29 protein-coding genes are annotated in these 22936 nt (G+C 67.5%); 4 read left to right on the top strand and 25 right to left on the bottom strand.

Translation table 11 applies throughout. The features are described 5' to 3' along the window. Position 1: 1 nt before the first annotated feature. Entirely contained in the window at positions 2-1015 is a 1014-nt protein-coding gene (locus tag ITJ43_RS04740; protein WP_194582685.1) for a glycoside hydrolase family 6 protein, read from the top strand. 87 nt (positions 1016-1102) lie between these two features. Next, entirely contained in the window at positions 1103-2170 is a 1068-nt protein-coding gene (locus ITJ43_RS04735; RefSeq protein ID WP_194582684.1) for a response regulator transcription factor, read from the top strand. A 16-nt stretch (positions 2171-2186) separates the two neighbouring features. Here ITJ43_RS04735 and ITJ43_RS04730 read toward each other — a convergent pair whose 3' ends face one another. The 3 genes from ITJ43_RS04730 to ITJ43_RS04720 form a co-directional block, all read right to left on the bottom strand. Continuing rightward, on the bottom strand, positions 2187-3722 hold the full coding sequence (locus ITJ43_RS04730; RefSeq protein ID WP_194582683.1) for a glycosyltransferase family 2 protein: 1536 nt from the start codon (positions 3720-3722) through the stop codon (positions 2187-2189). Positions 3723-3755: 33 nt separating this feature from the next. Beyond that, a complete protein-coding gene (locus ITJ43_RS04725; RefSeq protein ID WP_194582682.1) occupies positions 3756-4490 on the bottom strand; it encodes a fructose 1,6-bisphosphatase in 735 nt (244 codons plus the stop codon). Between the two features lie 88 nt (positions 4491-4578). Continuing rightward, the gene (locus ITJ43_RS04720) at positions 4579-5157 is read right to left on the bottom strand and encodes a hypothetical protein (protein ID WP_323741125.1); all 579 of its coding nucleotides are present in this window, start codon (positions 5155-5157) and stop codon (positions 4579-4581) included. Positions 5158-5434: 277 nt separating this feature from the next. On the opposite strand from ITJ43_RS04720, the gene ITJ43_RS04715 reads away from it, so the two are divergent. Beyond that, positions 5435-5932, top strand: a complete 498-nt coding sequence (locus ITJ43_RS04715; RefSeq protein ID WP_194582681.1) for an LPXTG cell wall anchor domain-containing protein — start codon at positions 5435-5437, stop codon at positions 5930-5932. Between the two features lie 54 nt (positions 5933-5986). Here ITJ43_RS04715 and ITJ43_RS04710 read toward each other — a convergent pair whose 3' ends face one another. The 5 genes from ITJ43_RS04710 to ITJ43_RS04690 all read right to left on the bottom strand — a co-directional run bounded on the left by ITJ43_RS04710 (position 5987) and on the right by ITJ43_RS04690 (position 9799). Beyond that, the gene (locus ITJ43_RS04710) at positions 5987-6838 is read right to left on the bottom strand and encodes a universal stress protein (RefSeq protein WP_194582680.1); all 852 of its coding nucleotides are present in this window, start codon (positions 6836-6838) and stop codon (positions 5987-5989) included. 94 nt (positions 6839-6932) lie between these two features. Next, on the bottom strand, positions 6933-7628 hold the full coding sequence (locus ITJ43_RS04705; RefSeq protein ID WP_194582679.1) for an endonuclease/exonuclease/phosphatase family protein: 696 nt from the start codon (positions 7626-7628) through the stop codon (positions 6933-6935). 24 nt (positions 7629-7652) lie between these two features. Continuing rightward, the gene (gene truA, locus ITJ43_RS04700) at positions 7653-8543 is read right to left on the bottom strand and encodes a tRNA pseudouridine(38-40) synthase TruA (protein WP_194582678.1); all 891 of its coding nucleotides are present in this window, start codon (positions 8541-8543) and stop codon (positions 7653-7655) included. 2 nt (positions 8544-8545) lie between these two features. Then, positions 8546-8857, bottom strand: coding sequence for a putative quinol monooxygenase (locus ITJ43_RS04695; RefSeq protein WP_194582677.1), 312 nt, complete (start codon positions 8855-8857; stop codon positions 8546-8548). 45 nt (positions 8858-8902) lie between these two features. Next, the gene (locus ITJ43_RS04690; RefSeq protein ID WP_194582676.1) at positions 8903-9799 is read right to left on the bottom strand and encodes a carbohydrate kinase family protein; all 897 of its coding nucleotides are present in this window, start codon (positions 9797-9799) and stop codon (positions 8903-8905) included. Between the two features lie 122 nt (positions 9800-9921). Here ITJ43_RS04690 and ITJ43_RS04685 point away from each other — a divergent pair, with 122 nt between their 5' ends. Then, positions 9922-11880 (top strand): acyltransferase family protein, encoded by a 1959-nt coding sequence (locus tag ITJ43_RS04685; protein WP_194582675.1) that lies wholly within the window; start codon positions 9922-9924, stop codon positions 11878-11880. 19 nt (positions 11881-11899) lie between these two features. Here the strand turns inward: ITJ43_RS04685 and ITJ43_RS04680 are convergent, their stop codons facing one another. The 17 genes from ITJ43_RS04680 to rpsH all read right to left on the bottom strand — a co-directional run bounded on the left by ITJ43_RS04680 (position 11900) and on the right by rpsH (position 22876). After that, entirely contained in the window at positions 11900-13012 is a 1113-nt protein-coding gene (locus tag ITJ43_RS04680; RefSeq protein WP_323741124.1) for a GNAT family N-acetyltransferase, read from the bottom strand. Positions 13013-13093: 81 nt separating this feature from the next. After that, positions 13094-13681 carry a 50S ribosomal protein L17 gene (rplQ, locus tag ITJ43_RS04675; protein WP_194582674.1) on the bottom strand — a complete coding sequence of 196 codons (588 nt, stop codon included), beginning with the start codon at positions 13679-13681 and terminating at the stop codon, positions 13094-13096. Positions 13682-13762: 81 nt separating this feature from the next. Further along, positions 13763-14752, bottom strand: a complete 990-nt coding sequence (locus tag ITJ43_RS04670; RefSeq protein WP_194582673.1) for a DNA-directed RNA polymerase subunit alpha — start codon at positions 14750-14752, stop codon at positions 13763-13765. Positions 14753-14889: 137 nt separating this feature from the next. Then, positions 14890-15288, bottom strand: coding sequence for a 30S ribosomal protein S11 (gene rpsK / locus ITJ43_RS04665; RefSeq protein WP_194582672.1), 399 nt, complete (start codon positions 15286-15288; stop codon positions 14890-14892). Positions 15289-15319: 31 nt separating this feature from the next. Next, positions 15320-15694: a 30S ribosomal protein S13 gene (rpsM, locus tag ITJ43_RS04660; protein ID WP_194582671.1), complete on the bottom strand. Its 375-nt coding sequence runs from the start codon at positions 15692-15694 to the stop codon at positions 15320-15322. 163 nt (positions 15695-15857) lie between these two features. Further along, on the bottom strand, positions 15858-15974 hold the full coding sequence (gene rpmJ / locus ITJ43_RS04655; protein WP_005050492.1) for a 50S ribosomal protein L36: 117 nt from the start codon (positions 15972-15974) through the stop codon (positions 15858-15860). 72 nt (positions 15975-16046) lie between these two features. Further along, positions 16047-16268, bottom strand: coding sequence for a translation initiation factor IF-1 (infA, locus tag ITJ43_RS04650; RefSeq protein ID WP_028496510.1), 222 nt, complete (start codon positions 16266-16268; stop codon positions 16047-16049). Between the two features lie 154 nt (positions 16269-16422). Further along, entirely contained in the window at positions 16423-17109 is a 687-nt protein-coding gene (locus tag ITJ43_RS04645) for a DsbA family protein (protein WP_194582670.1), read from the bottom strand. Between the two features lie 138 nt (positions 17110-17247). Beyond that, entirely contained in the window at positions 17248-18078 is an 831-nt protein-coding gene (gene map, locus ITJ43_RS04640; protein ID WP_194582669.1) for a type I methionyl aminopeptidase, read from the bottom strand. Then, the gene (locus ITJ43_RS04635) at positions 18078-18668 is read right to left on the bottom strand and encodes an adenylate kinase (RefSeq protein ID WP_194582668.1); all 591 of its coding nucleotides are present in this window, start codon (positions 18666-18668) and stop codon (positions 18078-18080) included. The genes map and ITJ43_RS04635 overlap by 1 nt, the downstream gene beginning before the upstream one ends. Next, positions 18665-20002, bottom strand: coding sequence for a preprotein translocase subunit SecY (gene secY / locus ITJ43_RS04630; RefSeq protein WP_194582667.1), 1338 nt, complete (start codon positions 20000-20002; stop codon positions 18665-18667). The genes ITJ43_RS04635 and secY overlap by 4 nt, the downstream gene beginning before the upstream one ends. 109 nt (positions 20003-20111) lie before the next feature. Then, positions 20112-20711 (bottom strand): 50S ribosomal protein L15, encoded by a 600-nt coding sequence (rplO, locus tag ITJ43_RS04625; protein WP_194582666.1) that lies wholly within the window; start codon positions 20709-20711, stop codon positions 20112-20114. Next, a complete protein-coding gene (rpmD, locus tag ITJ43_RS04620; RefSeq protein ID WP_013583998.1) occupies positions 20711-20896 on the bottom strand; it encodes a 50S ribosomal protein L30 in 186 nt (61 codons plus the stop codon). Before rpmD ends, rplO begins: the two co-directional genes overlap by 1 nt. After that, entirely contained in the window at positions 20896-21540 is a 645-nt protein-coding gene (gene rpsE, locus ITJ43_RS04615; RefSeq protein WP_323741123.1) for a 30S ribosomal protein S5, read from the bottom strand. Before rpsE ends, rpmD begins: the two co-directional genes overlap by 1 nt. Before the next feature lie 32 nt (positions 21541-21572). Beyond that, on the bottom strand, positions 21573-21932 hold the full coding sequence (gene rplR / locus ITJ43_RS04610; protein ID WP_194583167.1) for a 50S ribosomal protein L18: 360 nt from the start codon (positions 21930-21932) through the stop codon (positions 21573-21575). 2 nt (positions 21933-21934) lie between these two features. After that, complete coding sequence (gene rplF / locus ITJ43_RS04605) at positions 21935-22471, bottom strand: 50S ribosomal protein L6 (protein ID WP_194582664.1); 537 nt, start codon at positions 22469-22471, stop codon at positions 21935-21937. A gap of 6 nt (positions 22472-22477) precedes the next feature. Continuing rightward, entirely contained in the window at positions 22478-22876 is a 399-nt protein-coding gene (gene rpsH / locus ITJ43_RS04600; RefSeq protein WP_194582663.1) for a 30S ribosomal protein S8, read from the bottom strand. Between the last annotated feature and the right edge of the window lie 60 nt (positions 22877-22936).

Below are 22936 nucleotides of genomic sequence, written 5' to 3'. Positions count from 1 at the left end.
GATGTCTTCGCGGCGCCGCAGGCGCATCTCGACACGCGCCATCGTGATCACCGCGGTCGCGGTCGCGGTCGTGGTGATCGTCGGCGTCATCGCGATCGTCGGAGTCGCCGTCACGCAGGGGGTGCACGCCTTGCTCGCTCAACCGCCCGCCGTCGGTACGACGATCATCGCCCCGGAGCAGTCGAAGGCGCGCATGGCCCTCACGCACGGCGGTCTGGATGCCGAGGCCACGGCCGCCACCGCGTACCTCGCCGCGCAGCCGACGGCATATTGGCTGACGCCCGAACAAGACCCGATCGGCGCCGTCGGCGATACGGTTCTCAGCCTGATCTCCCAGGGGCGCGACCAGAAACGCGCCACGGCGATGGTCGTCTACGGGCTGCCCGATCGCGACTGCGGCAACCACTCCGCGGGAGGACTCTCGGCCGCCGACTATCCGCGCTGGGTGAGCGAGATCGGCAATGCGCTGAAGACGGCTCCGGATGAGCAGAAGATCATCGTGCTCGAGCCCGACAGCATCGCCCTCTCGAGCGAATGCGGCGACGTGCCGTCGCGGGCGAAATTCCTCTCCGACGCCGTTGATGCGCTGAGTTCGACGGGCACGTGGATCTACATCGACGGGGGGCACAGCGCCTGGCACAGCCCCGACGAGATGGCCGACCTCATCCGGCAGATGGGCATCATCGATCGGGTGCGCGGCGTGGCGACGAATGTGTCGAACTATCAGTCCACCTTCGACGAATTCGCTTACGCGCACGCTCTCTCCGATCGCCTGGGCGGCACGCACGCGATCGTCGATACGTCGCGCAACGGGGCCGCCACGGCGGGCGCGACCTGGTGCAACCCACCGGGCCAACGCGTCGGCGAGCCCGGCGGGACCTTCGGTGACGACGTGGTCGACACCAACCTGTGGATCAAACCCGCGGGCGAAAGCGACGGCGCCTGCAACGGCGGACCGGCGGCCGGTCTGTGGTGGCCGCACGCCGCCGAAGAGCTCACTCAGGACGTGCGCTGACGGCTCACCCAGCCCGGCACCTCCGGGATGGCTAGACTGTGGCTCACCACCCTGGCCCATACCCCCCTACTGGAGATCCCCAGGCCCATGACCGACCCCTCGTTACCGTTGAAGACTGCGGTCATCATCGAAGATGATCCCGACATTCGCCATCTCATCGTCGAGGTGCTCGAAGCGTCGGGCTTTTCGACCGTGTCGGTCGGCAATGGCATCGATGGCGTCCGCGCGGTGCTGTCGTATCAACCGCTGATCACCACCCTCGACGTCAACATGCCGGGCATCGACGGGTTCGAGGCCGCACGGCGCATCCGCGCGCAGAGCGACACCTTCATCATCATGATCACCGGCCTCGAAGAAGAGGCCGACGTGGTTGTGGGGCTCGGCTCCGGGGCAGACGACTACATCGTCAAGCCCTTCCGACCCCGCGAACTTCGTGCGCGCATCGACTCGCTGTTGCGCCGCCCCCGGGTTGGTATCGCGTCCGTTCCGCAGGCGACGGCGCCGCGCCAAGAGGTCGCCGGCCCCTCATTCCCGGGAGCACGCCCCGCGCAGCGCGTTGCCGACTATGGGATGCCGCAGGCGCCCGCCGCCGCGTACGCGTACCCCGAGCAGCAGCCGGCGGCATGGCCGGTCGCCGCCCCCGCTGCCGACCCCATGCCCCGCGTCGAAGAGGTGCGCCCCGCCGCCACCGTGACCGCGGCATCCGCACCCCTTGCTCCCGCCCAGCCGATCGTCGTGCCGCCCACCGCGGGACCGCAGGCGCCCGGCAGCGCCGTCGCGACGACGGGGTCGGCCGCCGGTACGGTCGCTCTGAACGGGCCCGGCTGGGTTGCGCACCGCGATCTTGCGGTCAACCCGGAGCAGCGCGTCGCGGTCGTGGGTGGTCAGGAACTCGTGCTCACCCGCACCGAGTTCGACCTGCTCGCGACGCTGATGGAATCGAAGCGGCGCGTCCGCAGCAAGGCCGACCTCACCCTGGTGCTCCGCGGCGAGTCGTATGTCACGAGCTACTTCGTGGGAGAAGCCGACAAACGGGCCATCGAGGCGCACATGACGAACCTGCGCCGAAAGCTCGGCGACAACCCGGCGAATCCGCGCTATATCGAGACGGTACGCGGTGTGGGCTATCGCCTCACCGCCGAGCACGCCGCCTGAGAGCGGATGCCGACCGTCAGACTGTGAAGCCCTGGTGACGGCGGAACAGGCGGAACGACATCAACACGGTCTGGATGACCGTCACCACGCCGACGATCGGCCAGCCGACCCACAGGATGGCTGACTGCGCCACCGGGTCGAGCATGTTCCAGATCACGGCGACGGCGATGGCGATGATCGCGAGCATGATGAACGGCACCCAGTGCCCGATGCTCCCGCCGCCTCGCTCAGCCTTGGCCTGCATGGCCCAGTTGTCGACCTTCTTGCGGGAAAGGAAGCGCGTCCACGAGCGCAGGAAGTGGCTGATGCGCACCCACATGAACATCTCGGCGGGGAACATGAGCCCGGCGAACATCAGATCACGGGTGTTGCACGTCTCCATCGCCCGCGCCACGCGCAGGTTGAGCATCATGGCGATCACCGGCGGAATGAGCCACCAGGGTGAGAACACGAACGCGTTGATCGAGAGCGACGCGATCAGCAGCGTCAGGAATGCCACGCGCACGAACAGGTTCGTCAGCATCGAGAAGTTCTCGAACCACCGCAAACGGAGGTTGGGGTGGAAGGGCTGGCCCTTCGTGTCGCCGCGCTGACCCGGCCACATCAGCTCGATGGCGCCGTAGGTCCACTTCACCTGCTGGGCGTCGTAGCCCTTGAGCGTCGTCATGCCGCCGACGTCTGCCCGCGCGAACGGACTGATCTTGGTGAGGTAGCCGGCGCTCTTGATCTGCAGCGAGAGAAGCGAGTCTTCGACTTCACTGTCCTTCACCCAGGGCGAGTTCTGGTGGTTAGCCTTCATGACGTCGCGGAGAGCCGTCGTCGAGAAGACGGAGAACTGACCGCCGAGCACCGCCATGTTGCGCCCGCGCAAGAGGTTCTGCAGGTTGAAGGCGGCGAACTGCGTGCGCTGACCCGCGATGAGAAACTTCGCGATCACACCCTTGATGGGTTGGTCATCGATGGAGTAAATCGCGGAGATCCCGCCGATGCGCGAGTCGGAAACCGCCTCGCTTTCGAGGAACTCAACGGCCCGCCGGTCGGCGATGGTGTCACCGTCGACGCCGAGCAGGTAGTCATAACCCTCGACGAGTGCATAACCGTAGTTGAGCGCGCCCACCTTCTTATCGGGGTTCTTACCGATGTCGTGGACGAACACCTCCGTGAACTGCTCGCCGAGCTCAGTGGTGATCTCGTGCGGACCGCTGAATTCCGAGGCGATCTTCACCGTTGCATCCGACGTGTTGTTGACCACGACATGGATCACGTCTGGCACGCGGCTCTGCGAGAGCAGCGAGGTGAGCACGGCGGCGATCGATTCCTCTTCGTTGTACGCGGGAACGACGCAGCCGATCGTCGAGCGATGCACCGTGGTGTTCTCGAGCACGGCCGAGAAGTCGTCGAGCTCGGGGATCATCAGTTCACCGGGATGCAACGACGGAGCATGGGGAGCCAGCCCGTAGGGGTCGGCCGGAGGCGCCGGCGGCGCAGCGAACGGCGCCGGGGCGAACTGCGGCTCGGCGGCCTGGCGTCCGATATCAAAAGGCGTGCTCACGGTGTGTACCTCGTGTCTGCTCTGAAGAACAGATTATTGAGTGGAAGTGGTCGGAGAGAAGATGGCGATCGGCAGAACCTGATACACCGTCTGCTGGGCGAAGCTGGTGTCGGTGTTGGCCGTGCCTTCCACCCAGATCTGGAGTGCGAACTGCAGGGTGATCCCGTAGGTATCACCAGGAAGCTGATGGATGGTGGTGGTGGGTACGAGCAACCCACCCTGGAAGGTGTTGAGCAGCAGGCCGCGGTCGGAGCGCAGCGTGTCGGTGGGAACCAGTGTGCGCGGATCGGCGGAAAACTGGAAGGGCGACATCATCTGCTGCTGCGAGATGGTCGTCTGCGATACCTGCGAAGTGATGTTGATCATCGACAGATACACGCGGCGCTTCTGGGAGAGCACCGCCTTCTCGTCGACGCGGTGGTCGACGACGTTCACCGCGAAGCCGAACGTCTTGTCGTTGCCGGCCGCCCACTCCTGCGTGCGCTTGGGATCGGCTGCCCAGACATCGAGGCGCACTTCCAGCCCGTCCGCCACATCGGTGGACAGCGAGACCGAGCCGTCGTAAGTGAACTTCGAATCGAACGGCATCGAGACGGCAGCCGACGACGACGGGCGCGGAGCCGGCGTGGCGACGGCGGCGTTCTGCTGCAGACCGTTGAAGGCGCTCGCGATCTGCGTGCAACCGGTCAGGGAGGCCAGCAGGAGAAGTCCGGCCGCGGTGGCACCGACGGCGCGCACGGAGGTGGATCGGGAGGGGGCGGGAAGCATGTTTCACACGCTATCCATAGGCCCGCGCGCACACCGTCGATCTGTGGAAACCTCGACGGCCTCTTCACACGATCTTGAGGAAATGTCCTCAGCCGGCGTTCTGAGCGGCGATCGCGACCGTCAGCGTGTCGCTTGCCGTCTGCTTGGCGAACTCCGTCGACGTCGGCGTCGTCTGCACGAGGTAGTCGAAGTCGAACTGGATCGTGACGTAGGTGGCCTCCGCAGGAACGGCGCCCACGTTGAACGTGTTCGAGTAGCTGTAGGGCGCCAGCACCAGGTAGCCGGGAGAGACCGTCGCCTGATCCACCTGCGGGTCGAGCGGAGCAAACGTCTGCGTCGCGTTCGCCGGGATGGCCGTCATCGTGGCGCGCTGCAGATACACCTTCTGGCCGTCGTTGGGCGTGACCGTGGTGACCATCGACAGGCTCACCGGCTTGACCGCGGTCGCGGTCCAGCGGTCCATGCGGAGGGTCGACCAGTAGTTCACCGTGGCCGAGACCGCGCCGGCGGTGAGGGTGCGTTGCGTCGAACCACCCGAGAGGTCGTTGGAGACGGGCGGCGCGACCGGAGCAGCGGAGGTGGCGGGAGCGGGCGTGCCGGTGGTGGCGCCTGCCCACGGCGCTTGGCCGCACGCGGAGAGAGGCAGGACCAGAGCGAGCAGCGCCACAGCTGCCGCGCGACGAGGTCGGAAACGCCGCGATGCGAGAGTGCCGGCGCCATCCCTCCCGGGTCGTCCCATCCGGCCGGTCTCCTTCACGTCGCGAAACATTTACATATCGGAAACCGCGAGAGTTTGCAATCCAGCAGACCCGTGGGCAATACTCGGGAGAGTATCAGCACTACCATACCGCTTCATCCTCGACTCTCCTTCTGCACTGAGACCGGATATACGGAACGAGCGGATCACTAGGTACCCCCCAGACCGGATTCGAAAGCAGGCACTCATGAAGCACCGATTCACCAAGGCTGTGGCCTCCGCAGCCATCGCCGCGGCGCTGGTATTCGCCGCGCCGGCCATGGCACAGGCATACACCCCCACCGGTCCCGACACGGTGACCGTCACGGTCACCGGTAACGGACCCGTCACCGTCCCGGGTTTCCAGCCGGGCGTGCAGGTCACCTTCACCCTCGTGGGTGAAGGTGTCGGTCCCGGCAACCTCGCGGCCGTGAAGTTCGCGGTCACCTCCACCTCGCTCACCAAGACGGCCGACTCCTCGGGCGTCGCGACGGCAACGGTCCAGGGGCTCCCGGCCGGCAGCTACACCCTCTCGGCGACCGGCGCGCGCGTGTCGACCGACGCGGGCGGCACGCTGCCCTCCACCGGTGGCAACAGCGACTCGCTGCTGGGCATCTGGGTCGGCGGTGGCGCTCTCGTCCTCGCCGGTGCGACGGTCGCCGTGGCTGCCACGGTTCGCCGAAACCGCCAGGAGACCAAGGCCTGACGCACGACAGCTACGAGAAAGCCTCTCCAACTACGGTCGGGGAGGCTTTCTCGTTCAGCGGACCACCGCAGTGACGCTGGTGAGACGCGCGAGCACCTCTTGGCTGATGGAGCCCAACAGGAACCGCGCGAGCGCGCCGCGCCCATGGGTTCCGACCACGACCATCCGCGCCGTCATCGCGCGCGAGGCGATCACGCGTGATGGATACCCGCGTTCCACCACGCGCTCCATGACGAGGTCCGGTAAGTCCACGGCGAGACCTGCGAGAGCGAGCGCCTGCAGCTCCTCCGTGGCTGACTGCATGTTGACCAGGTACATCTCCGGGTACACCGCCATGCCGTTGCGTGGAACCTCCAGCGGCGTCCACACGCTCACCGCGATGAGCGGCTCGCCGAGCCGGTCGGCCTCTCGTGCAGCGAAACGCAGCGCACGCTCCGACACGGGCGAGCCGTCGATTCCCACGACGATCCCCCGCCGACCGACGAGCTCGAGGTCGGGAACGACGACGACGGGACACGCGGCACCGGCGGCGATGCGGATGCCATGGGTTCCGCGCGCCGGACCGTCACCGGTTCCGCGGTAATCGCTGCCGATCACCAGCAGCTCGGCATCCGCGCTGGCGTCGATGAGGCGGGCCACCGGGTTTCCGGCTTCCACGCGCGTCGCGACGTCGAGGCCGTCCGCGCGCACGGGGCCGGCGAGACGTTCCAGCAGGACCCCCGTCTCGCGGATGGCCTGCTCCAACACCGATGCTTCGCCGACGGTGCCGAGAGCGCCGCCCACCACGGAGACGAGTTCGAGTCGAACGGCGCCGGGCGGCGATCCCGCCGCTCGCTGCGCGGCCCACCGCACAGTGCGTTCGGCGACGGGCGCGCCCGTCACGGCTACGAGAATGGTGTCGACCATGGTGCATCCCTCCGTTGGGATCGGCGTCCACCCACGCTACTGCGCCGCCCGCACCGGCCGTCGGCCCGCGCGCCGGGTCAAACCGCGCGAGATACTAGCCGGCGTCGGATGCCGGCGCGAGCGCCTTCGGCTCCGCGGTGACGAGGATCGGCAGGTGGTCGCTGCGTCCCTGCGGCAGGGTCGTGACCGTGTCGATGTCGAAACCGACGCTCGTCGCGAAGTCGTAGTGCCCGCGGAAGAACTTGTACCGGGTGTAGGTGCGCGCATCGCTGAGAGTGAGTTCGTAGCCCGCATCGCGCACGTGCTGGCCGAGGTTCTCTTTGAAAACCGGGTAGTTGTAGTCGCCCACCATGAGGATCGGCAGGTCGGGACCGAGGCTGGAGAGCTCTTCGAGCGCCGCCTGGATCTGCTTGCGGCGCAAGGAGTTGAGCGCCGTGAGCGGAGCCGCGTGGAAGCTCGCGACGATGACCTCGCGGCCGAGGTCGATGTCGTAGAGGCGCACCGCGAGCATCCGCTCTTCGGCCGGCTTGAGCACACGATCGTGCAGTGACTTCTTCAGCGCCAGGGCACGCACCTCACGGGCTTCGAAGATGCTCCGCCGGTAGTACAGCGCGAGCCCGAGTCGGTTGCGGCTCGTCGCTTCGGCGAGGTGCAGATCACCGATCTGTTCCGGCAGGTCGTCCGAGACCGCTTCCTGAAGGCACAGGACGTCTGCGCCCATCGACTCGACCAGCTCATCCAGCTCGCCGATCGCCTTGTGCTTGTTGAGGTTGTACGAGATGACCTTCATCCCCCGCCTTCCGTCCCTCTCAGCCTAGGCGCGCGTCCTTGGAATCTGCTCCGTTTCGACAGTGACAGGTGCTCCTTCTCCGTCGCCGTCGAGGCTGCGGCGCGCTCGGGTCTGATCGGCCCGGGCGGCGAGCAGGTCGTCGGTCGGGTAGCCCACCTCGGTGAGCGTCAATCCTCGCGCCGCGAGAACTTTGATATCGCTCGTGCGCACCCCCTCGTCGCGGATGTCGGCTGCGGCCGACACCGCCATCCGTCCCTCGCCGACGGCCACGCAGGCGCCCACGAGCGCGCGCACCATGCTGTGGCAGAACGCGTCGGCCTTGACCTGCGCCACGAGGATGCCGCGATCATCCCGGCGCCAGCCGAAGTCGAGCAGCGTGCGGATCGTCGTCGCCCCCTCGCGCCACTTGCAATAGGCGGCGAAGTCATGCAGCCCGATCAACGAGCGCGCGGCGGCATCCATCGCAGCCAGGTCCAGGTCGGCCTTCACCCATGTCGTGCGCAGTCGTTCGAGCGGGTCATAGCCGGTCTGACGATCGGCGATGCGGTACTCGTAGCGCCGCCAGACGGCCGAGAACCGGGCGTCGAAACCGGGCGCGGCGACCGCGGAGCGGCGCACCGCGACATCCGGGTACGGGCCCAGCACACCGTTCACGCGTGCGGCGAGCGCATCGGCGGTGCCCGCGCGGCTCTGGGCGAGACGCTCCTGCTGAGAATCGGTCAGGTCGAGGTGGGCGACCTGACCGGAGGCGTGCACGCCGGCATCCGTCCGGCCGGCCACGACCAATTGCGGATCTCCGCCGATGACTCGAGCCAGGGCCGTCTCGAGCGTTCCCTGCACGGTGCGCAGGCTCGGCTGGCGTGCCCAGCCGCGAAAGGCCGTGCCGTCGTACGAGAGATCCAGCCGAAGGCGCACGCTCAGAGCGCGCCTTGCGACTCGGTGCCGGCCGGCACCGGCGTCATCGTGACGACGGTAGCCGGTCCGGTGACCAGAGGCGTGACGGCCTCTTGGAGGGCCGCGACGGCGGAGCCCTGCGCGTGTGCGGCGAGCGCAGCAGCATCGGCCCATTTCTCGATCATGACCACCGTGCCGTCCGTTGCGGCGTGGATCGCGTAGAGCAGGCAGCCGTTCTCGGCGTGGACGGCGTTCATGGCAGGCACGAGTGCGGCGATGAGGGCGTCGCGCTGGCCTTCGCGGGGCTGGAACACGGCGGTGACGACAACAGTCATGGGTTTTTCCTCTCGATGGGGTGTGACGGCGAGCGAGCGCCGCGCTCAGGCGATGCGGGCGTCGACTTCTGCCCGGGTCGGCGGGTTGGCTCCCGCGCGCGACACGGTGATCCCCGCGGTGACCGCGGCGCGATGCAGCGCGGCGACGAAGAGGTCGGGATCTTCGAAGATCGCCGGATCGTCCAGCGCACTCGAGATGAGGCTCGCCATGTAGGCGTCGCCGGCTCCGATGGTGTCGGCCACCGTCACCGGCAGCGCGGCGACCTCGGCGACGCCGGCGGGGCCGAGGCCCATCGCGCCCGAACGGCCCCGCGTCAGCACGACCAGACGCGGGCCGTACGACGCGATCTGATGCAGCACCTGCTCTTCGCCCAGGTCGGGGTAGAGCCACTGCGCGTCTTCGTCGCTGAGCTTGACGAGATCGGCGGATGCCGCAGCCTGAGCGAACCGGGCGAGGGCCGTCTCATGGGCGCCCACGAGGGCGGGGCGGATGTTCGGGTCGAGGGTGACGAGCGCCGAGCCGCTATCAGCAGCCGCGCGCAGTACCGTCGCGACCGTGCTGGCACCCGGTTCGAGAAACAGCGCGATCGAGCCGGTGTGCACGACACGAAGCCCCGCGACGGGCACAGTGGGAACGGCCCAGTCGATCGCGAAGTCGTACTCGGCCGAGCCGTCGGCGCGCAGTCGGGCGCGGGCGGTGGAGGTCGGGGCATCCGTCCACGACTGTTCGTCGATGGTAGCGCCCGACGCGGAGACCTGAGCGGCGATGCTCTCCCCGCGCGGATCACGGCCGATCCGGGTGAGCAGACGCACGTCGTGCCCCTGGCGCGCGAGGCCCACGGCGACGTTGGCGGGACTGCCGCCGACCAGTTCGCGATCGCCGTCGTCGGTGTCGACGATGTCGATCAGAGCTTCGCCTATCACCAGCACGTCCGGGTCCATGTTCCCAGTCTGACGCACCGCCGCACCGCCCAGGCGCGGAACGTACACTGGGACACCGGCGCGTGCCGTGTCGCTGTGCCCGCCGCGCCCTCACCCGCCTCCGGATCATCATCTCCCCTGCCATGACCAGACCTTCCGCGCCGCGCTTCGCGGGCCTCGACGGCCTGCGGGCGATCGCTGTCGCGCTCGTTGTCGTCTATCACCTGTTTCCGCAGTCGTTTCTGCGCAGCGGGTTCGTGGGCGTGGACGTCTTCTTCGTGATCTCCGGCTTCCTGATCACCTCGCTCCTGCTGCGCGAGCACGCGGCGACCGGTGCTGTGGCCCTGCGGTCGTTCTGGGTACGGCGCGCACGGCGACTCCTGCCGGCGCTCGCAGTCGTGGTCACCGTCAGCGCGAGCTGCGCGTGGCTGCTCGGCGGCGACGTGCTGCTCGGCCTCGGTCGCCAAGTGCTGGGCGCGATCACCTTCTCCTACAACTGGGCATCGATCGCCACGGGAGCTTCGTACTTCGGCAGCAGTCAGCCCGAGCTGCTGCGCAACCTCTGGTCGCTCGCGCTCGAAGAGCAGTTCTACGTCGTGTGGCCTCTGCTGCTGCCCCTGTTCCTGTTCGTTCGTGGGCGTGCGGCACGGGCGGCAGCGGCAGGGCTCGTCGCTGCCGCGTCCGCCGTGTGGGCGCTGCAGATCGTCGGCACCGGCGGCGGACTCACCCGCGCCTACTACGGCACCGATACTCACGCGTTCGGGTTGCTCCTCGGTGTGGCGCTCGCCTTCGCCCTCGCGAACCGTTCGGCCTGGGGTGCGGATGCCCGACCTTCGATCGCGGGCGTGGGCCCGGCATGGAGCGCGGTGATCGGCGGGGCGAGCATCGTCGGGATCGTCGTGGTGAGCGTGGTGGACGGCGGCGAGCGCGCGTACCCGGCGATCCCGCTGGCGGCGAGCGCCCTGACCGCCGTAGCGATCGCGGCCGCCACGATGACCGGCTCGTGGTTCGGCCGCGCCCTCGACGCGCAGCCGCTGCGATGGATCGGAGAGCGCTCGTACGGCATCTACCTCTGGCACTGGCCGATCGTCGTCCTGCTGTCCCTCGCGGCCGACGGAACGTTCGTCGACACGCGCGTTCCCGTGCCGGTCGGCGCCGCTGCGGCACTGTTGACACTGGTCATCTCGGCCGCGTCGTACCGGCTGCTCGAGCAGCCGATACGACGGCTCGGCTTCCGCGCCTCCGCGCGAGCGCTCGGACACCGTCTGCGCTCGACGCCGGCACGACGCTTCGGTGCGTTGGCGAGCCTGAGCGTCGCCGCACTGGTCCTCGGCGGAACGACGGCGGCAGTGGCCACGGCACCCGCGGTGAGCTCGAGTGAAGCCGTCGTCGAAGCGGGCCAGCGCGCGCTCGACGCGGCATCCGCGACACCGTCGCCGTCACCGGCGACGTCGGATGCGGCCGCCGGGTCGCCGACGCCGACCGCCACGGAGGGCCCCGACGGCGAACCCCTGCCGCCACCGCCCGTCTCCGTCTCCGGAGACCGCGTGACGGCAGTCGGCGACTCCGTGATGCTGGCCTCGGCGCCCGGACTGCTCGAACAGTTTCCCGGCATCCAGGTCGACGCGGAGGTGTCCCGATCGCTGTGGGCAGGCAAGGAGATCATCGACCGGATGGCCGCCGACGGAGCCCTGCGCGACTACGTCGTGGTGGGCCTCGGGACCAACGGTCCGGTCGATGGCGAGGCCCTGCAAGACATCTACGACCGCACCGGTCGCGACCGCACCCTCGTGCTCGTGACGGCGTTCGCTCCTCGCGACTGGATCGACGGCGTCAACCGCGACCTCACGGCGTTCGCCGCCAGTCACCCCGGCGTCATCATCGCCGACTGGTCGCGGGCCATCGCCGGCCATACCGATCTGCTCGCCGGCGACGAGGTGCATCCCGGCGAGTCCGGTGGCCGGATCTACGCCGACACCGTTGCCGGCGCCGTGGATGCCGTCGAGAACCAGCACGCCGAGGTGCGCTACCAGGTGCAGCTCATCCGCTGGGCCGCGTCTCACGCGCTCGTTCCGTCGGGGGCGCCCGCACCGCAACGCTGAGAGGCTCGGCCCGGCCGCCTCACGCGCGAGCGACCAGTGCGACCGATCGCTCATCGGCGACGAAGCCGAGTCGTTCGTACAGGGTGTTCGCGCCGGTCGGACTGTCGGTGTCGACGTCGAGCACCGCCCTGTCCAGGTCGGCCGCGGCAATGGCCCGCAGGGTCGCCGCGACCACGGCCGGCGCGAGTCCCCGCTTGCGGTGCGCCCGCACGACGCCGATGAGATCGATGTACGCGTGGGGTACCCCGAGCGACTCCCAATCATCCTCGATGACGGAGGCCAGACAGAAGGCGGCGATCCGCCCGTCGGCATCGACGACGAGGCGCGACAGGTCGGGACGGAAGAACTCGCCGCCGACGAACTTCGCCCACGATTCCGGCGCGCTCGGCAGACTCCCCCAGTGATCGCGGAAAGCGTCGTTGCGCGCGAGGCGCACATCGTCGTCGCGGTCACGGGTGTACTCGATCACGCGCATGCCGCGCGTCTCGGCATCCACCGGCAGCCCCACGTCGGGAGCGTCGGCGGTGAGCTCGCGCATCATCGTGGCGAACCACCGCTCCGGTGCGAATCCGCGGGCCTGAGCAAGGCGCTGGTGCGCGATGTTGGACTCCGCCGCGTAGACCTTCAGGTCGGCGGTCCACTCGTCGACCTCGGAGGGCAGCGTCGCCGCCCCTTCCGCCAACTGCTCGAGACCCCGTGCGCACTGCCATCCGAACACGGCGGTGCCGATGCCGCGATGCCACAGCTCCGGCTGCACCGCGCCCGACAGGGTGACGGTCAGCGCGCCGGCCTGGGCGGGGTGCAGAAACGCACTGCCGACGGCGATCACCTCACCCGCGGCATCCAGCGCGAGCACGGTGTCGCGCGAGTGGTCGATGTGCGGCAGATCGAAGCTGTCGGCGATCTCCTCGCGCGGCGTCGTCCAACTCGGGTGGTCACGCCGATCGACGGCGGCCGTGACGGCATGGATGGCGTCGATGTCGTCGGCGGTGGCGGTGCGCCACGAGGCGACCTGCGGATGCCGCGGCAACACCGGCCCGTCGACGACGCCGAGCCGGCGGCGCAACTGCTCGATTCTTTCACGCAGGCTCGGGCGCTCGGACGGGCTCAAGCGTTCGGTCAGCTCGCTCACCCCGCCACTGTAGCGGCGACCGTCCCACGCAGAGAGGCCCGCACCCCGAAGGGTGCGGGCCTCTCTGACAGCGGGTCAGCCTTACTTGGCGGCGTCCTCGGCCGCGGCCTCAGCGGCTGCGCCTTCCTCGGGCGACTCGGCGCCCGCAGCAGCGGCGTCGTCCGTGGCGACCTCAGCCGCGGCATCCTGCGTCGCGTCAGCCTCGGCGACGGCCTCGGTCGCGGCCTCTTCGGCAGCGTCCTCGTCCTTGACGGGCGTGGCAACGGGAGCAGCAGCAGCAGACTTCTTGGCCGACTTCGGCTTCGGGGTGACGGGCTCGAGAACCAGCTCGATCACGGCCATGGGAGCGTTGTCGCCCTTGCGGTTGCCGATCTTCGTGATGCGGGTGTAGCCGCCCTCACGCTCGGCGACCAGCGGCGCGATCTCGGCGAACAGCTCGTGGACGGCGTCCTTGTTGCCGAGCACGGACAGCACGCGACGGCGAGCGTGCAGGTCGCCGCGCTTGGCGAAGGTGACCATGCGCTCGGCGAGCGGACGCAGGCGCTTGGCCTTGGTCTCGGTCGTCGTGATCGACTTGTGGGTGAACAGAGCCGAGGCCAGGTTGGCCAGCAGCAGACGCTCGTGGGCGGGGCCGCCTCCGAGGCGGGGACCCTTGGTGGGCTTGGGCATATCAGTTACTCCAGATGGAAAGTGTCAGCGAACCGGTCGGGCCGGACCGCGAAGAGGTGGTGACGCTCTGAGCGCGGATGCTCAGAGGGCCTCGTCGTCGTAGCCGCCGTAGAAGTGCGCACCGTCGAACCCGGGAACCGAGTCCTTCAGCGACAGACCGAGCGACACGAGCTTGTCGCGCACCTCGTCCACCGACTTCTGACCGAAGTTGCGGATGTTCATCAGCTGCGTCTCCGACAGAGCGACCAGCTCGGACACCGTGTTGATGCCCTCGCGCTTGAGGCAGTTGTACGAGCGCACCGACAGATCGAGATCCTCAATCGGCATCGACAGCTCGTTGGTGAGAACCTCGGCGACCGGCGCGGGGCCGATCTCGATGCCTTCGGCCTCGACGTTCAGCTCGCGGGCGAGGCCGAACAGCTCGGTGAGCGTGCGCCCGGCGGATGCCACGGCGTCACGCGGGGAGATCGAGGCCTTGGCCTCAACGTCCAGCACGAGCTTGTCGAAGTCGGTGCGCTCACCGGCACGCGTCGCGTCGACGCGGTACGACACCTTCAGAACGGGCGAGTAGATCGAGTCGATCGGAATCTGACCGGCCTCGGCGTACTCGTTGCGGTTCTGGGTGGCCGAGACATAGCCGCGGCCACGCTCGATGGTGAGCTCGAGCTCGAACTTGGCCGAATCGTTGAGCGTCGCGATGACCAGCTCGGGGTTGTGCACCTCGACACCCGCCGGAGCGGAGATGTCGGCGGCGGTGACCTCGCCGGAGCCGGTCTTGCGCAGGTACGCCGTGATGGGCTCGTCGCGCTCGGACGACACCACCAGCTGCTTGATGTTGAGGATGATCTCGGTGACATCCTCCTTCACGCCGGGGATGGTGCTGAACTCGTGCAGCACACCATCGATGCGGATGCTGGTGACAGCCGCGCCGGGGATCGAGGAGAGCAGGCTGCGACGCAGCGCATTGCCGATCGTGTAGCCGAAGCCAGGCTCCAGCGGCTCGATGACGAAGCGGCTGCGGAACTCGCCGATCTTCTCCTCGGTCAGAGTGGGACGCTGTGCAATGAGCACTATGTGTTCCTTTCCGTCACGTGCCCGCTATATGACACGTGCGATTACAAGAGGTGTTGAGTTATTAAAAGACGGATGCCGGGGACCCCGACGACGACGGCTCTGAGACCGGAAGGGTCCCAGAGCTCGTCGAGAGGTCAGACGCGGCGGCGCTTCGGCGGGCGGCAGCCGTTGTGCGCCTGCGGGGTGACGTCGGAGATCGAGCCCACCTCGAGGCCGGCGGCCTGCAGCGAGCGGATCGCGGTCTCGCGGCCCGAGCCGGGACCCTTCACGAAGACGTCCACCTTCTTGACGCCGTGCTCGGCAGCCTGGCGGGCAGCCGACTCGGCAGCCATGCCGGCGGCGTAGGGGGTCGACTTGCGCGAGCCCTTGAAGCCCACACCACCCGACGACGCCCAGCTGATGACGGCGCCCGACGGGTCGGTGATCGAGACGATCGTGTTGTTGAACGTCGACTTGATGTGGGCGTGGCCCAGCGCGATGTTCTTCTTTTCCTTGCGACGCGGCTTGCGCGCGGCGGTCTTGGCCTGTGCCATGTTCAGGTTCTCCTAAATCCCGGGCCGCGCCTTAGCGCGCCTTCTTCTTGCCGGCGACGGTGCGCTTGGGGCCCTTGCGGGTACGCGCGTTGGTCTTGGTGCGCTGACCGCGCACGGGCAGGCCGCGGCGGTGACGGATGCCCTCGTACGAGCCGATCTCGACCTTGCGGCGGATGTCGGCGGCGACCTCGCGGCGCAGGTCACCCTCCACCTTGTAGTTGCCTTCGATGTGGTCGCGCAGCGCGACCAGCTGGTCGTCGGAGAGGTCCTTGACGCGGATCGACTCGTCGATCTCGGTGGCCTTCAGGATCTCGACCGAACGGGTACGGCCGATGCCGTAGATGTAGGTGAGGGCGATCACCACGCGCTTGTCGCGCGGGATGTCAACGCCGGCAAGACGTGCCATGCGGGTTCTCCTAGGAGTAGTGGAGGTGTGAAGCAGGATCGGTGCTCGGGCCTCCGCCCCGAGGTGTCCCCTCCGAAGAGGTTCTGATCCTGCAATGTGCTGACCGTTTCCGGTCGGTATTGAGTTGTCTTCGTCCTGCTGAGCCGCGGTGATCCGCGACGACTCAACCCTGGCGCTGCTTGTGACGCGGGTTCGACTTGCAGATGACCATGACGCGACCGTGGCGACGGATGACCTTGCAGTGGTCGCAGATGGGCTTGACGGAGGGGTTTACCTTCATGATGTTTCCTGTTCGCTGTCTTCGAGTCGCTCGGATGCCGCGGCATCCAGCGCTCGTTACTTCTCGACCGGTCTAGCGGTAGCGATAGACGATGCGACCGCGCGTGAGGTCGTAGGGCGAAAGCTCCACGACGACGCGGTCTTCGGGGATGATGCGGATGTAGTTCTGCCGCATCTTGCCGGAGATCGTGGCGAGCACCTTGTGTCCGTTGGTGAGCTCAACGCGGAACATCGCATTGGGCAACGCCTCGGAGATGACGCCCTCGATTTCGATGACACCGTCTTTCTTAGCCATAGCCTCGCTGACGCTTATGCAGACCGGTCGGTCTGCGGTGAGTGGGATGTGGTGCGGCGACAAGCCAATAGAGGCGCAAGGCACCAAAGAACCAGTGTACGTGTTAAAGGGCCGCACGGCAAACTGCCGCACGGCCCTCCGTGGCTGCGGTCGCTTACTTGAAGAGCGACGCGAACTGTCCCTTGGCCGGGATGCTCTGGTTCGCGATGACCGTGCCGTTCACCGCGAGGGTCGGTGTACCGATGCCACTGGAGCCAGGCTGGATCGGTGTCTTCTGGGTCATCGATGTGACGAACTTCGTATAGGTGCCACCGGTGACACAGGAGTCGATGCCGGTCACCCCGACACCGGTTGCGATATCGATGATCTGCTGATCAGTCAGGCCCGTCGAGTTCTCTTCCGGCTGACTCTTGTACAGCGCCTGCATGAAGGCCACGGCCTTGTCGGGCGCGGCCTCGGCGACGCAGTACATCGCGTTTGCGGCGCGAGTGGAGTACTTGGTCCCCTGAGAGGCACGATCGAGGATCGAGATCGGGTGGATGTTGAGGGTGATCGTTCCCTTGTTGGCGAGATCGAGGATCTCTCCGCCGTAGGTCTGCTCGAACTGGTTGCAGATCGGGCACATGAAGTCGACATATGTATCCAGCGTCTGAGAACCCGATCCGACGGCGATCGCGCCGGTCTCCTGGTTGATGCCCGATCCCGCGGGGGCTGTTCCCGGATCGGTGGCGGCGCGGTTCATCCACACCACCAGTGCGATGACCAGGGCGACGACGACGACGACCGCCACACTCACCCAGATTGCGAACCAGTTCTTCTTACCCGCCGCTGCCTGCGCCATAGCTCGATGCCTCTCCTCGCCGCGGCACGCGCCACGTCTCTTCTATCATCCCCTACGCCCCCCTATGCGTTGCCCGTGAATAAGCGGGACAGGCAGTGGCAGACCCACGCACGCGGCGTGAATGTAACGCGCGGCGGGTCAGGCGATGGGGATGGGCGTGACGCCGAAGGGCGCCAGGCCCGCGGCGCCACCGTCGGCGGCGGTCAGCACCCAGATGCCGTCATCGTGCACCGCGACGCTGTGCTCCCAGTGGGCGCCGTCGGTGCCATCGACGGTCGTCACGGTCCACTCATCGTCCTCGACATACGTCTCGTCCGAACCGCCCGTCACCATCGGCTCGATCGCCACGCACAGTCCCGGTCGCACCGCGGGACCGAGATCCGCCACACGGTAGTTGAACACCGTCGGGCCTTCATGCATGCGGCGGCCGATGCCGTGGCCCACATAGTCGCGCAGGATGCCATAGCTCTCGCCCGAGCGCTCTATGTAGCCCTGCACGGCGTCGCCGATCTCGCCCACACGGGATGCCGACGCCAGCGCCGCCACACCCGCCCAGAGCGATCCCTCGGTCACGGCCGACAGGCGCTCGCGCGATCCATGCACCGCCGGGTCTCCCCCGGGCACGACGATCGTGATCGCCGAGTCACCGTTCCACCCCTTGAACTGGGCGCCGGCATCGATCGAGACGATGTCCCCCGGCTGCAGCACCCGGTCGCCGGGGATGCCGTGCACGACCTGGTCGTTGACGGAGATGCATGTGGTGTGGCGATACCCGCGCACGAGCTGGAAGTTCGACTCGGCCCCGCGCGCGAGGATGACTTCGGATGCCGCGGCATCCAGCTCAGCGGTCGTCACGCCCGGAGCGATCAGCGCACGCACCGCATCCAGCGCGGCCGCCGTGATCAGACCCGGCTCGACCATCGAACGCAGCTGCGCCGGGGTCTTGTACAAGGAGCGACGAAGTCCCATCAGGAGACGGTGATGCCGCGAGCTGCCAGGGCGGCGGTGATCCGCTCGAAGACGTCGTCGAGCGAGCCGACGCCGTCGACCTCGTCGACGATGCCCCGCTCGCGGTAGATGTCGAGGATCGGCGCGGTCTCCGACTCGTAGATCGCCAGACGCTTCGCGATCGATTCCGCGTTGTCGTCCGCCCGGCCCTGCTCGGTCGCGCGCAGCGACAGGCGCTGGATCGACTCTTCGCGCGGGACGACGAGCTCGATGACCGCCGTCAGCGGCTCGCCGCGCGCATCCAGGAAGGCGTCGAGGTCGGCGACCTGACCGAGGTTGCGGGGGTAGCCGTCGAGCAGAAAGCCACCGGCAGCGTCGTCCTGCGCGAGACGGTCGCGCACGATCTCACCGGTCAGCTCGTCGGGAACCAGATCACCGGCATCGATGATGGCCTTGACCTTGATCCCGAGCTCGGTGCCTTCCTTGACGTTGGCGCGGAAGACGTCGCCCGTCGAGACGGCCGGGATGCCGAAAGCCTCGGCCACCCGCACGCCCTGCGTGCCCTTGCCGGAGCCCTGCGGCCCGATGATCAGCAGTCGCGCCGCCGTCATCGCAGCAGTCCCTCGTAGTGACGCTGCTGCAGCTGAGCGTCGATCTGCTTGACGGTCTCGAGTCCCACACCGACGATGATGAGGATCGAGGCGCCGCCGAACGGGAAGTTCTGGTTCGCGCTGACGGTCGCCAGGGCCACCAGAGGCAGCAGCGCGATCAGACCCAGATACACCGATCCCGGCAGCGTGATGCGCGTGAGCACGTAGTCGAGGTACTCGGCCGTCGGGCGTCCGGCACGGATGCCGGGGATGAAGCCGCCGTACTTCTTCATGTTGTCGGCGACCTCGACCGGGTTGAAGGTGATGGCCACGTAGAAGTACGTGAAGCCGACGATCAGGAGGAAGTACAACAGCATGTAGAGCGGGTGATCGCCCTTGGTGAGGTACTGCTGGATCCACGTCACCCAACCCGGGATGTTGCCGTTGGCGTCGGGCGTCTGGTTGAACTGCGCGATCAGAGCAGGGATGTACAGCAGCGACGAGGCGAAGATGACCGGCACGACGCCCGCCATGTTCACTTTGATCGGGATGTAGGTGTTCGTTCCGCCGACCGTGCGACGGCCCACCATGCGCTTCGCGTACTGCACGGGAATGCGGCGCTGCGACTGCTCGACGAAGACGACCAGCGCGACCACGACGATGCCCACCGCGAGCACGAGGAGGAAGACCTCGAAACCGCGCGAGGTGGCGATGGCCCACATGGCCGCCGGGAACTGCGCCGCGATCGAGGTGAAGATGAGGATCGACATACCGTTGCCGACGCCGCGCTCGGTGACGAGCTCGGCGAACCACATGATGAGGCCGGTGCCGGCGGTGAGCGTGATGATCATGAGCAGCTGCGCCCACCACACGTCATTGGTCAGCAGCGCCTTGCACTCGGCGACGCTCGTCGAACCGAACAGCGCACCGGAGCGGGCCACCGTCACCAGAGTCGTCGACTGCAGCAGCGCGAGCGCGATCGTCAGGTAACGGGTGTACTGCGTCAGACGGGCCTGACCCGACTGTCCTTCTTTGTACAGCGCTTCGAAGTGCGGAATGACCACGCGCAGCAGCTGCACGATGATGGTCGCCGTGATGTACGGCATGACCCCCAGCGCGAAGATCGACAGCTGAAGGAGAGCGCCGCCGGAGAACAGGTTGACGAGGGAGAGCAGGCCCTCGCTGGCCGACCCCGTCTGCGCCAGACAGGCCTGGACGTTCGGGAAACTCACGAACGGCGCAGGAATGTGCGCGCCGAGACGATAGATCGCGATGATCGCAAGGGTGAAGAAGATCTTCCGCCGGAGATCCGGGGTGCGGAAGACCCGCGCGATGGCGCTGACGGCGCTGAACAAAGGGTTTTCCTCCAGTGAGCTGACCGGTGTCTCGATACGGGTCCGAAGACACCGGTTCCAGAGTACGGCAACAGGGGCCGGAGGCTCGCCTCCGGCCCCTGCCGTGGAATTACTTGACCGAACCGCCCGCGGCGACGATCTTCTGCTCGGCCGAACCCGAGACCTTGTCGACCGACACGGTGAGCTTTACCGAGATGTCGCCGGTGCCGAGCACCTTGACCTTCTCGTTCTTGCGCACGGCGCCCTTGGCGACGAGGTCGGTCACGGTGACGTCGCCACCGGCCGGGTACAGCTCTGCGAGCTTGTCGAGGTTGACCACCTGGTACTCGACGCGGAACGGGTTCTTGAACCCGCGCAGCTTCGGCGTACGCATGTGCAGCGGCATCTGACCGCCCTCGAAGCCCACCTTGACCTGGTAGCGCGCCTTGGTGCCCTTGGTACCACGGCCCGAGGTCTTACCCTTGGAGCCCTCACCGCGACCGACACGGGTCTTTGCGGTGTTGGCGCCGGGGACCGGACGCAGGTGGTGGACCTTGAGCACACCGGGACGCGAGGTCTCGGCATCCGCCTTCTTGGCCGGAGCCTTCTTCGCGGCCGGCTTGGCGGGCGCCTTGTCTGCCGTCTTCTTGGCAGCCGGCTTGGCGGCGGCCTTCTTCTCGGTCTTCATGACGGCGACCTCTTCGGTCGCCTTCTCAGCCTTCTCGGCCATCAGTCGATCTCCTCAACCTTGACGAGGTGCGCGACGGTCTTGACGTAGCCGCGCGTCTGCGCGTCGTCGGGACGGACGACCGAGTCGCCGATCCGCTTCAGACCGAGCGAACGCAGCGTGTCACGCTGGTTCTGCTTCTCGCTCACCTTGGACTTGATCTGGGTCACCTTGAGACGCTCGGCCATCAGGCACCTACCTTCGCAGCAGCCGTGGCGTCAGCCTCGGCACGGATCAGACGAGCCGGAGCCACCTGGTCGAAGTCGAGACCACGACGAGCAGCGACGGCACGGGGCTCCTCGAGCTGCTTGAGGGCCGCAACGGTCGCGTGCACGATGTTGATCGTGTTCGACGAACCGAGCGACTTCGACAGCACGTCGTGGATGCCGGCGCACTCGAGCACGGCGCGCACCGGGCCACCGGCGATAACACCGGTACCGGCAGCGGCGGGACGCAGGAGCACGACACCCGCGGCGGCCTCACCCTGCACGGGGTGCGGGATGGACGAGCCGGTGCGGGGCACGCGGAAGAAGTTGCGCTTGGCCTCTTCGACACCCTTGGAGATGGCGAGGGGAACCTCACGCGCCTTGCCGTAGCCGACGCCGACCAGACCGTTGCCGTCGCCCACGACGACCAGCGCCGTGAAGCTGAAGCGGCGACCGCCCTTGACGACCTTCGACACGCGGTTGATGGTCACGACGCGCTCGAGGAACTGGCTCTTCTCGGCGTCGCGCGAACCGCGGTCACGGTTCGGGTTGCGCTCGCGTCCGCCGCGGCGGGGCTCACGAGCCTCGCGCTCGACGGGAGCGGTGGCCGCAGCCTGCTCGGTCACTTCGTTCTCCACATTCTGAGTAGTTGCATCGCTCACAGGTTCAGACCTCCCTCGCGGGCGCCCTCGGCGATCGCTGCCACACGGCCCGCGTAGCGGTTGCCACCGCGGTCGAACACGACGTCAGAGACGCCGACGGCCTTGGCACGCTCGGCGACGAGCTCGCCGACCTTGCGGGCCTTGGCGGTCTTGTCACCATCGAACGTGCGCAGGTCTGCCTCGAGAGTCGAGGCGGAGGCCACGGTCACGCCCTTGCTGTCGTCCACGAGCTGGACGAAGACGTGGCGGGCCGAACGGTTGACGACAAGGCGCGGACGGGCCTCGGTGCCCACGACCTTCTTGCGAAGGCGCAGGTGACGACGCGTACGTGCGTCGCTCTTCGACTTGACAGCCATGATCACTTACCACTCTTTCCGGCCTTGCGGCGAACGACCTCGCCGGCGTACCGCACACCCTTGCCCTTGTACGGCTCGGGCTTACGGATCTTGCGGATGTTCGCAGCGGCCTCACCGACGGCCTGCTTCGAGATGCCGCTCACGGTCAGTTTGTTGTTGCCCTCGACGGTCAGCGTGATGCCGCTGGGCGCCTCGATGAGGACGGGGTGCGAGAAGCCGAGCGCGAACTCGACCGCCGTGCCCTTCTGTGCAACGCGGTAACCGGTACCGACGACCTCGAGGCCCTTGGTGTAGCCCTCGGTCACACCGATGATGTTGTTGTTGATGAGGGTGCGGGTCAGTCCGTGCAGCGAGCGCGACTCGCGCTCGTCGTCGGGACGGGAGACCAGAACCTGGCTCTCCTCGACCTTGACCTCGATGGGCTTGGCAACGGTGAGCACGAGCTCGCCCTTGGGGCCCTTGACGGCGACAACCTGGCCGTCCACCGAAACGGTGACGCCGGCGGGAATGTCGATGGGAAGACGTCCAATACGCGACATGTCAGATCACCACACGTAGGCGAGGACTTCCCCACCCACGCCCTTCTGCTCGGCCTGACGGTCGGTGAGAAGACCGGAGGAGGTGGACAGGATCGCGACGCCCAGGCCGCCGAGGACCTTGGGGACCTCGGTCGAGCGTGCGTAGACACGCAGGCCGGGCTTGGAGACGCGCTTGATGCCGGCGATCGACCGCTCGCGGTTCGGGCCGTACTTCAGCGTGAGCGTGAGGGTCTGGCCGACACGGGCGTCCGAGACCTCCCAGCCGGCGATGTAGCCCTCCTGCTGGAGGATCTCGGCGATGTGGGTCTTGAGCTTGGAGCTCGGCAGCGACACGGAGTCGTGGTGCGCCGAGTTCGCGTTGCGCAGACGGGTCAGCATGTCAGCGACCGGGTCTGTCATCGTCATTTCGTTGGTTTCCTTTGTTCAGCGGTTTCGGATGCCGTTACACGACAGCCGACCTTCTTG

The sequence above is a fragment of the Microbacterium sp. VKM Ac-2870 genome, assembly GCF_015350795.1.
Taxonomy (GTDB): Bacteria; Actinomycetota; Actinomycetes; order Actinomycetales; family Microbacteriaceae; genus Microbacterium.
The sequence above is the reverse complement of the archived record's forward strand: the minus strand, read 5'-3'. Positions and strand labels throughout refer to the sequence as shown.

What these genes read in the sequence shown, in the direction of transcription:
- ITJ43_RS04740 (WP_194582685.1), top strand. Translation starts at nt 2, where the DNA reads ATGTCTTCGCGGCGCCGCAGGCGCATCTCGACACGCGCCATCGTGATC.
- ITJ43_RS04735 (WP_194582684.1), top strand. Translation starts at nt 1,103, where the DNA reads ATGACCGACCCCTCGTTACCGTTGAAGACTGCGGTCATCATCGAAGAT.
- ITJ43_RS04725 (WP_194582682.1), bottom strand. Translation starts at nt 4,490, where the DNA reads ATGCTTCCCGCCCCCTCCCGATCCACCTCCGTGCGCGCCGTCGGTGCC.
- ITJ43_RS04715 (WP_194582681.1), top strand. Translation starts at nt 5,435, where the DNA reads ATGAAGCACCGATTCACCAAGGCTGTGGCCTCCGCAGCCATCGCCGCG.
- ITJ43_RS04710 (WP_194582680.1), bottom strand. Translation starts at nt 6,838, where the DNA reads ATGGTCGACACCATTCTCGTAGCCGTGACGGGCGCGCCCGTCGCCGAA.
- ITJ43_RS04705 (WP_194582679.1), bottom strand. Translation starts at nt 7,628, where the DNA reads ATGAAGGTCATCTCGTACAACCTCAACAAGCACAAGGCGATCGGCGAG.
- ITJ43_RS04695 (WP_194582677.1), bottom strand. Translation starts at nt 8,857, where the DNA reads ATGACTGTTGTCGTCACCGCCGTGTTCCAGCCCCGCGAAGGCCAGCGC.
- ITJ43_RS04690 (WP_194582676.1), bottom strand. Translation starts at nt 9,799, where the DNA reads ATGGACCCGGACGTGCTGGTGATAGGCGAAGCTCTGATCGACATCGTC.
- ITJ43_RS04685 (WP_194582675.1), top strand. Translation starts at nt 9,922, where the DNA reads ATGACCAGACCTTCCGCGCCGCGCTTCGCGGGCCTCGACGGCCTGCGG.
- rplQ (WP_194582674.1), bottom strand. Translation starts at nt 13,681, where the DNA reads ATGCCCAAGCCCACCAAGGGTCCCCGCCTCGGAGGCGGCCCCGCCCAC.
- rpsK (WP_194582672.1), bottom strand. Translation starts at nt 15,288, where the DNA reads ATGGCACAGGCCAAGACCGCCGCGCGCAAGCCGCGTCGCAAGGAAAAG.
- rpsM (WP_194582671.1), bottom strand. Translation starts at nt 15,694, where the DNA reads ATGGCACGTCTTGCCGGCGTTGACATCCCGCGCGACAAGCGCGTGGTG.
- rpmJ (WP_005050492.1), bottom strand. Translation starts at nt 15,974, where the DNA reads ATGAAGGTAAACCCCTCCGTCAAGCCCATCTGCGACCACTGCAAGGTC.
- infA (WP_028496510.1), bottom strand. Translation starts at nt 16,268, where the DNA reads ATGGCTAAGAAAGACGGTGTCATCGAAATCGAGGGCGTCATCTCCGAG.
- ITJ43_RS04645 (WP_194582670.1), bottom strand. Translation starts at nt 17,109, where the DNA reads ATGGCGCAGGCAGCGGCGGGTAAGAAGAACTGGTTCGCAATCTGGGTG.
- map (WP_194582669.1), bottom strand. Translation starts at nt 18,078, where the DNA reads ATGGGACTTCGTCGCTCCTTGTACAAGACCCCGGCGCAGCTGCGTTCG.
- ITJ43_RS04635 (WP_194582668.1), bottom strand. Translation starts at nt 18,668, where the DNA reads ATGACGGCGGCGCGACTGCTGATCATCGGGCCGCAGGGCTCCGGCAAG.
- rplO (WP_194582666.1), bottom strand. Translation starts at nt 20,711, where the DNA reads ATGGCCGAGAAGGCTGAGAAGGCGACCGAAGAGGTCGCCGTCATGAAG.
- rpmD (WP_013583998.1), bottom strand. Translation starts at nt 20,896, where the DNA reads ATGGCCGAGCGTCTCAAGGTGACCCAGATCAAGTCCAAGGTGAGCGAG.
- rplR (WP_194583167.1), bottom strand. Translation starts at nt 21,932, where the DNA reads ATGGCTGTCAAGTCGAAGAGCGACGCACGTACGCGTCGTCACCTGCGC.
- rplF (WP_194582664.1), bottom strand. Translation starts at nt 22,471, where the DNA reads ATGTCGCGTATTGGACGTCTTCCCATCGACATTCCCGCCGGCGTCACC.
- rpsH (WP_194582663.1), bottom strand. Translation starts at nt 22,876, where the DNA reads ATGACGATGACAGACCCGGTCGCTGACATGCTGACCCGTCTGCGCAAC.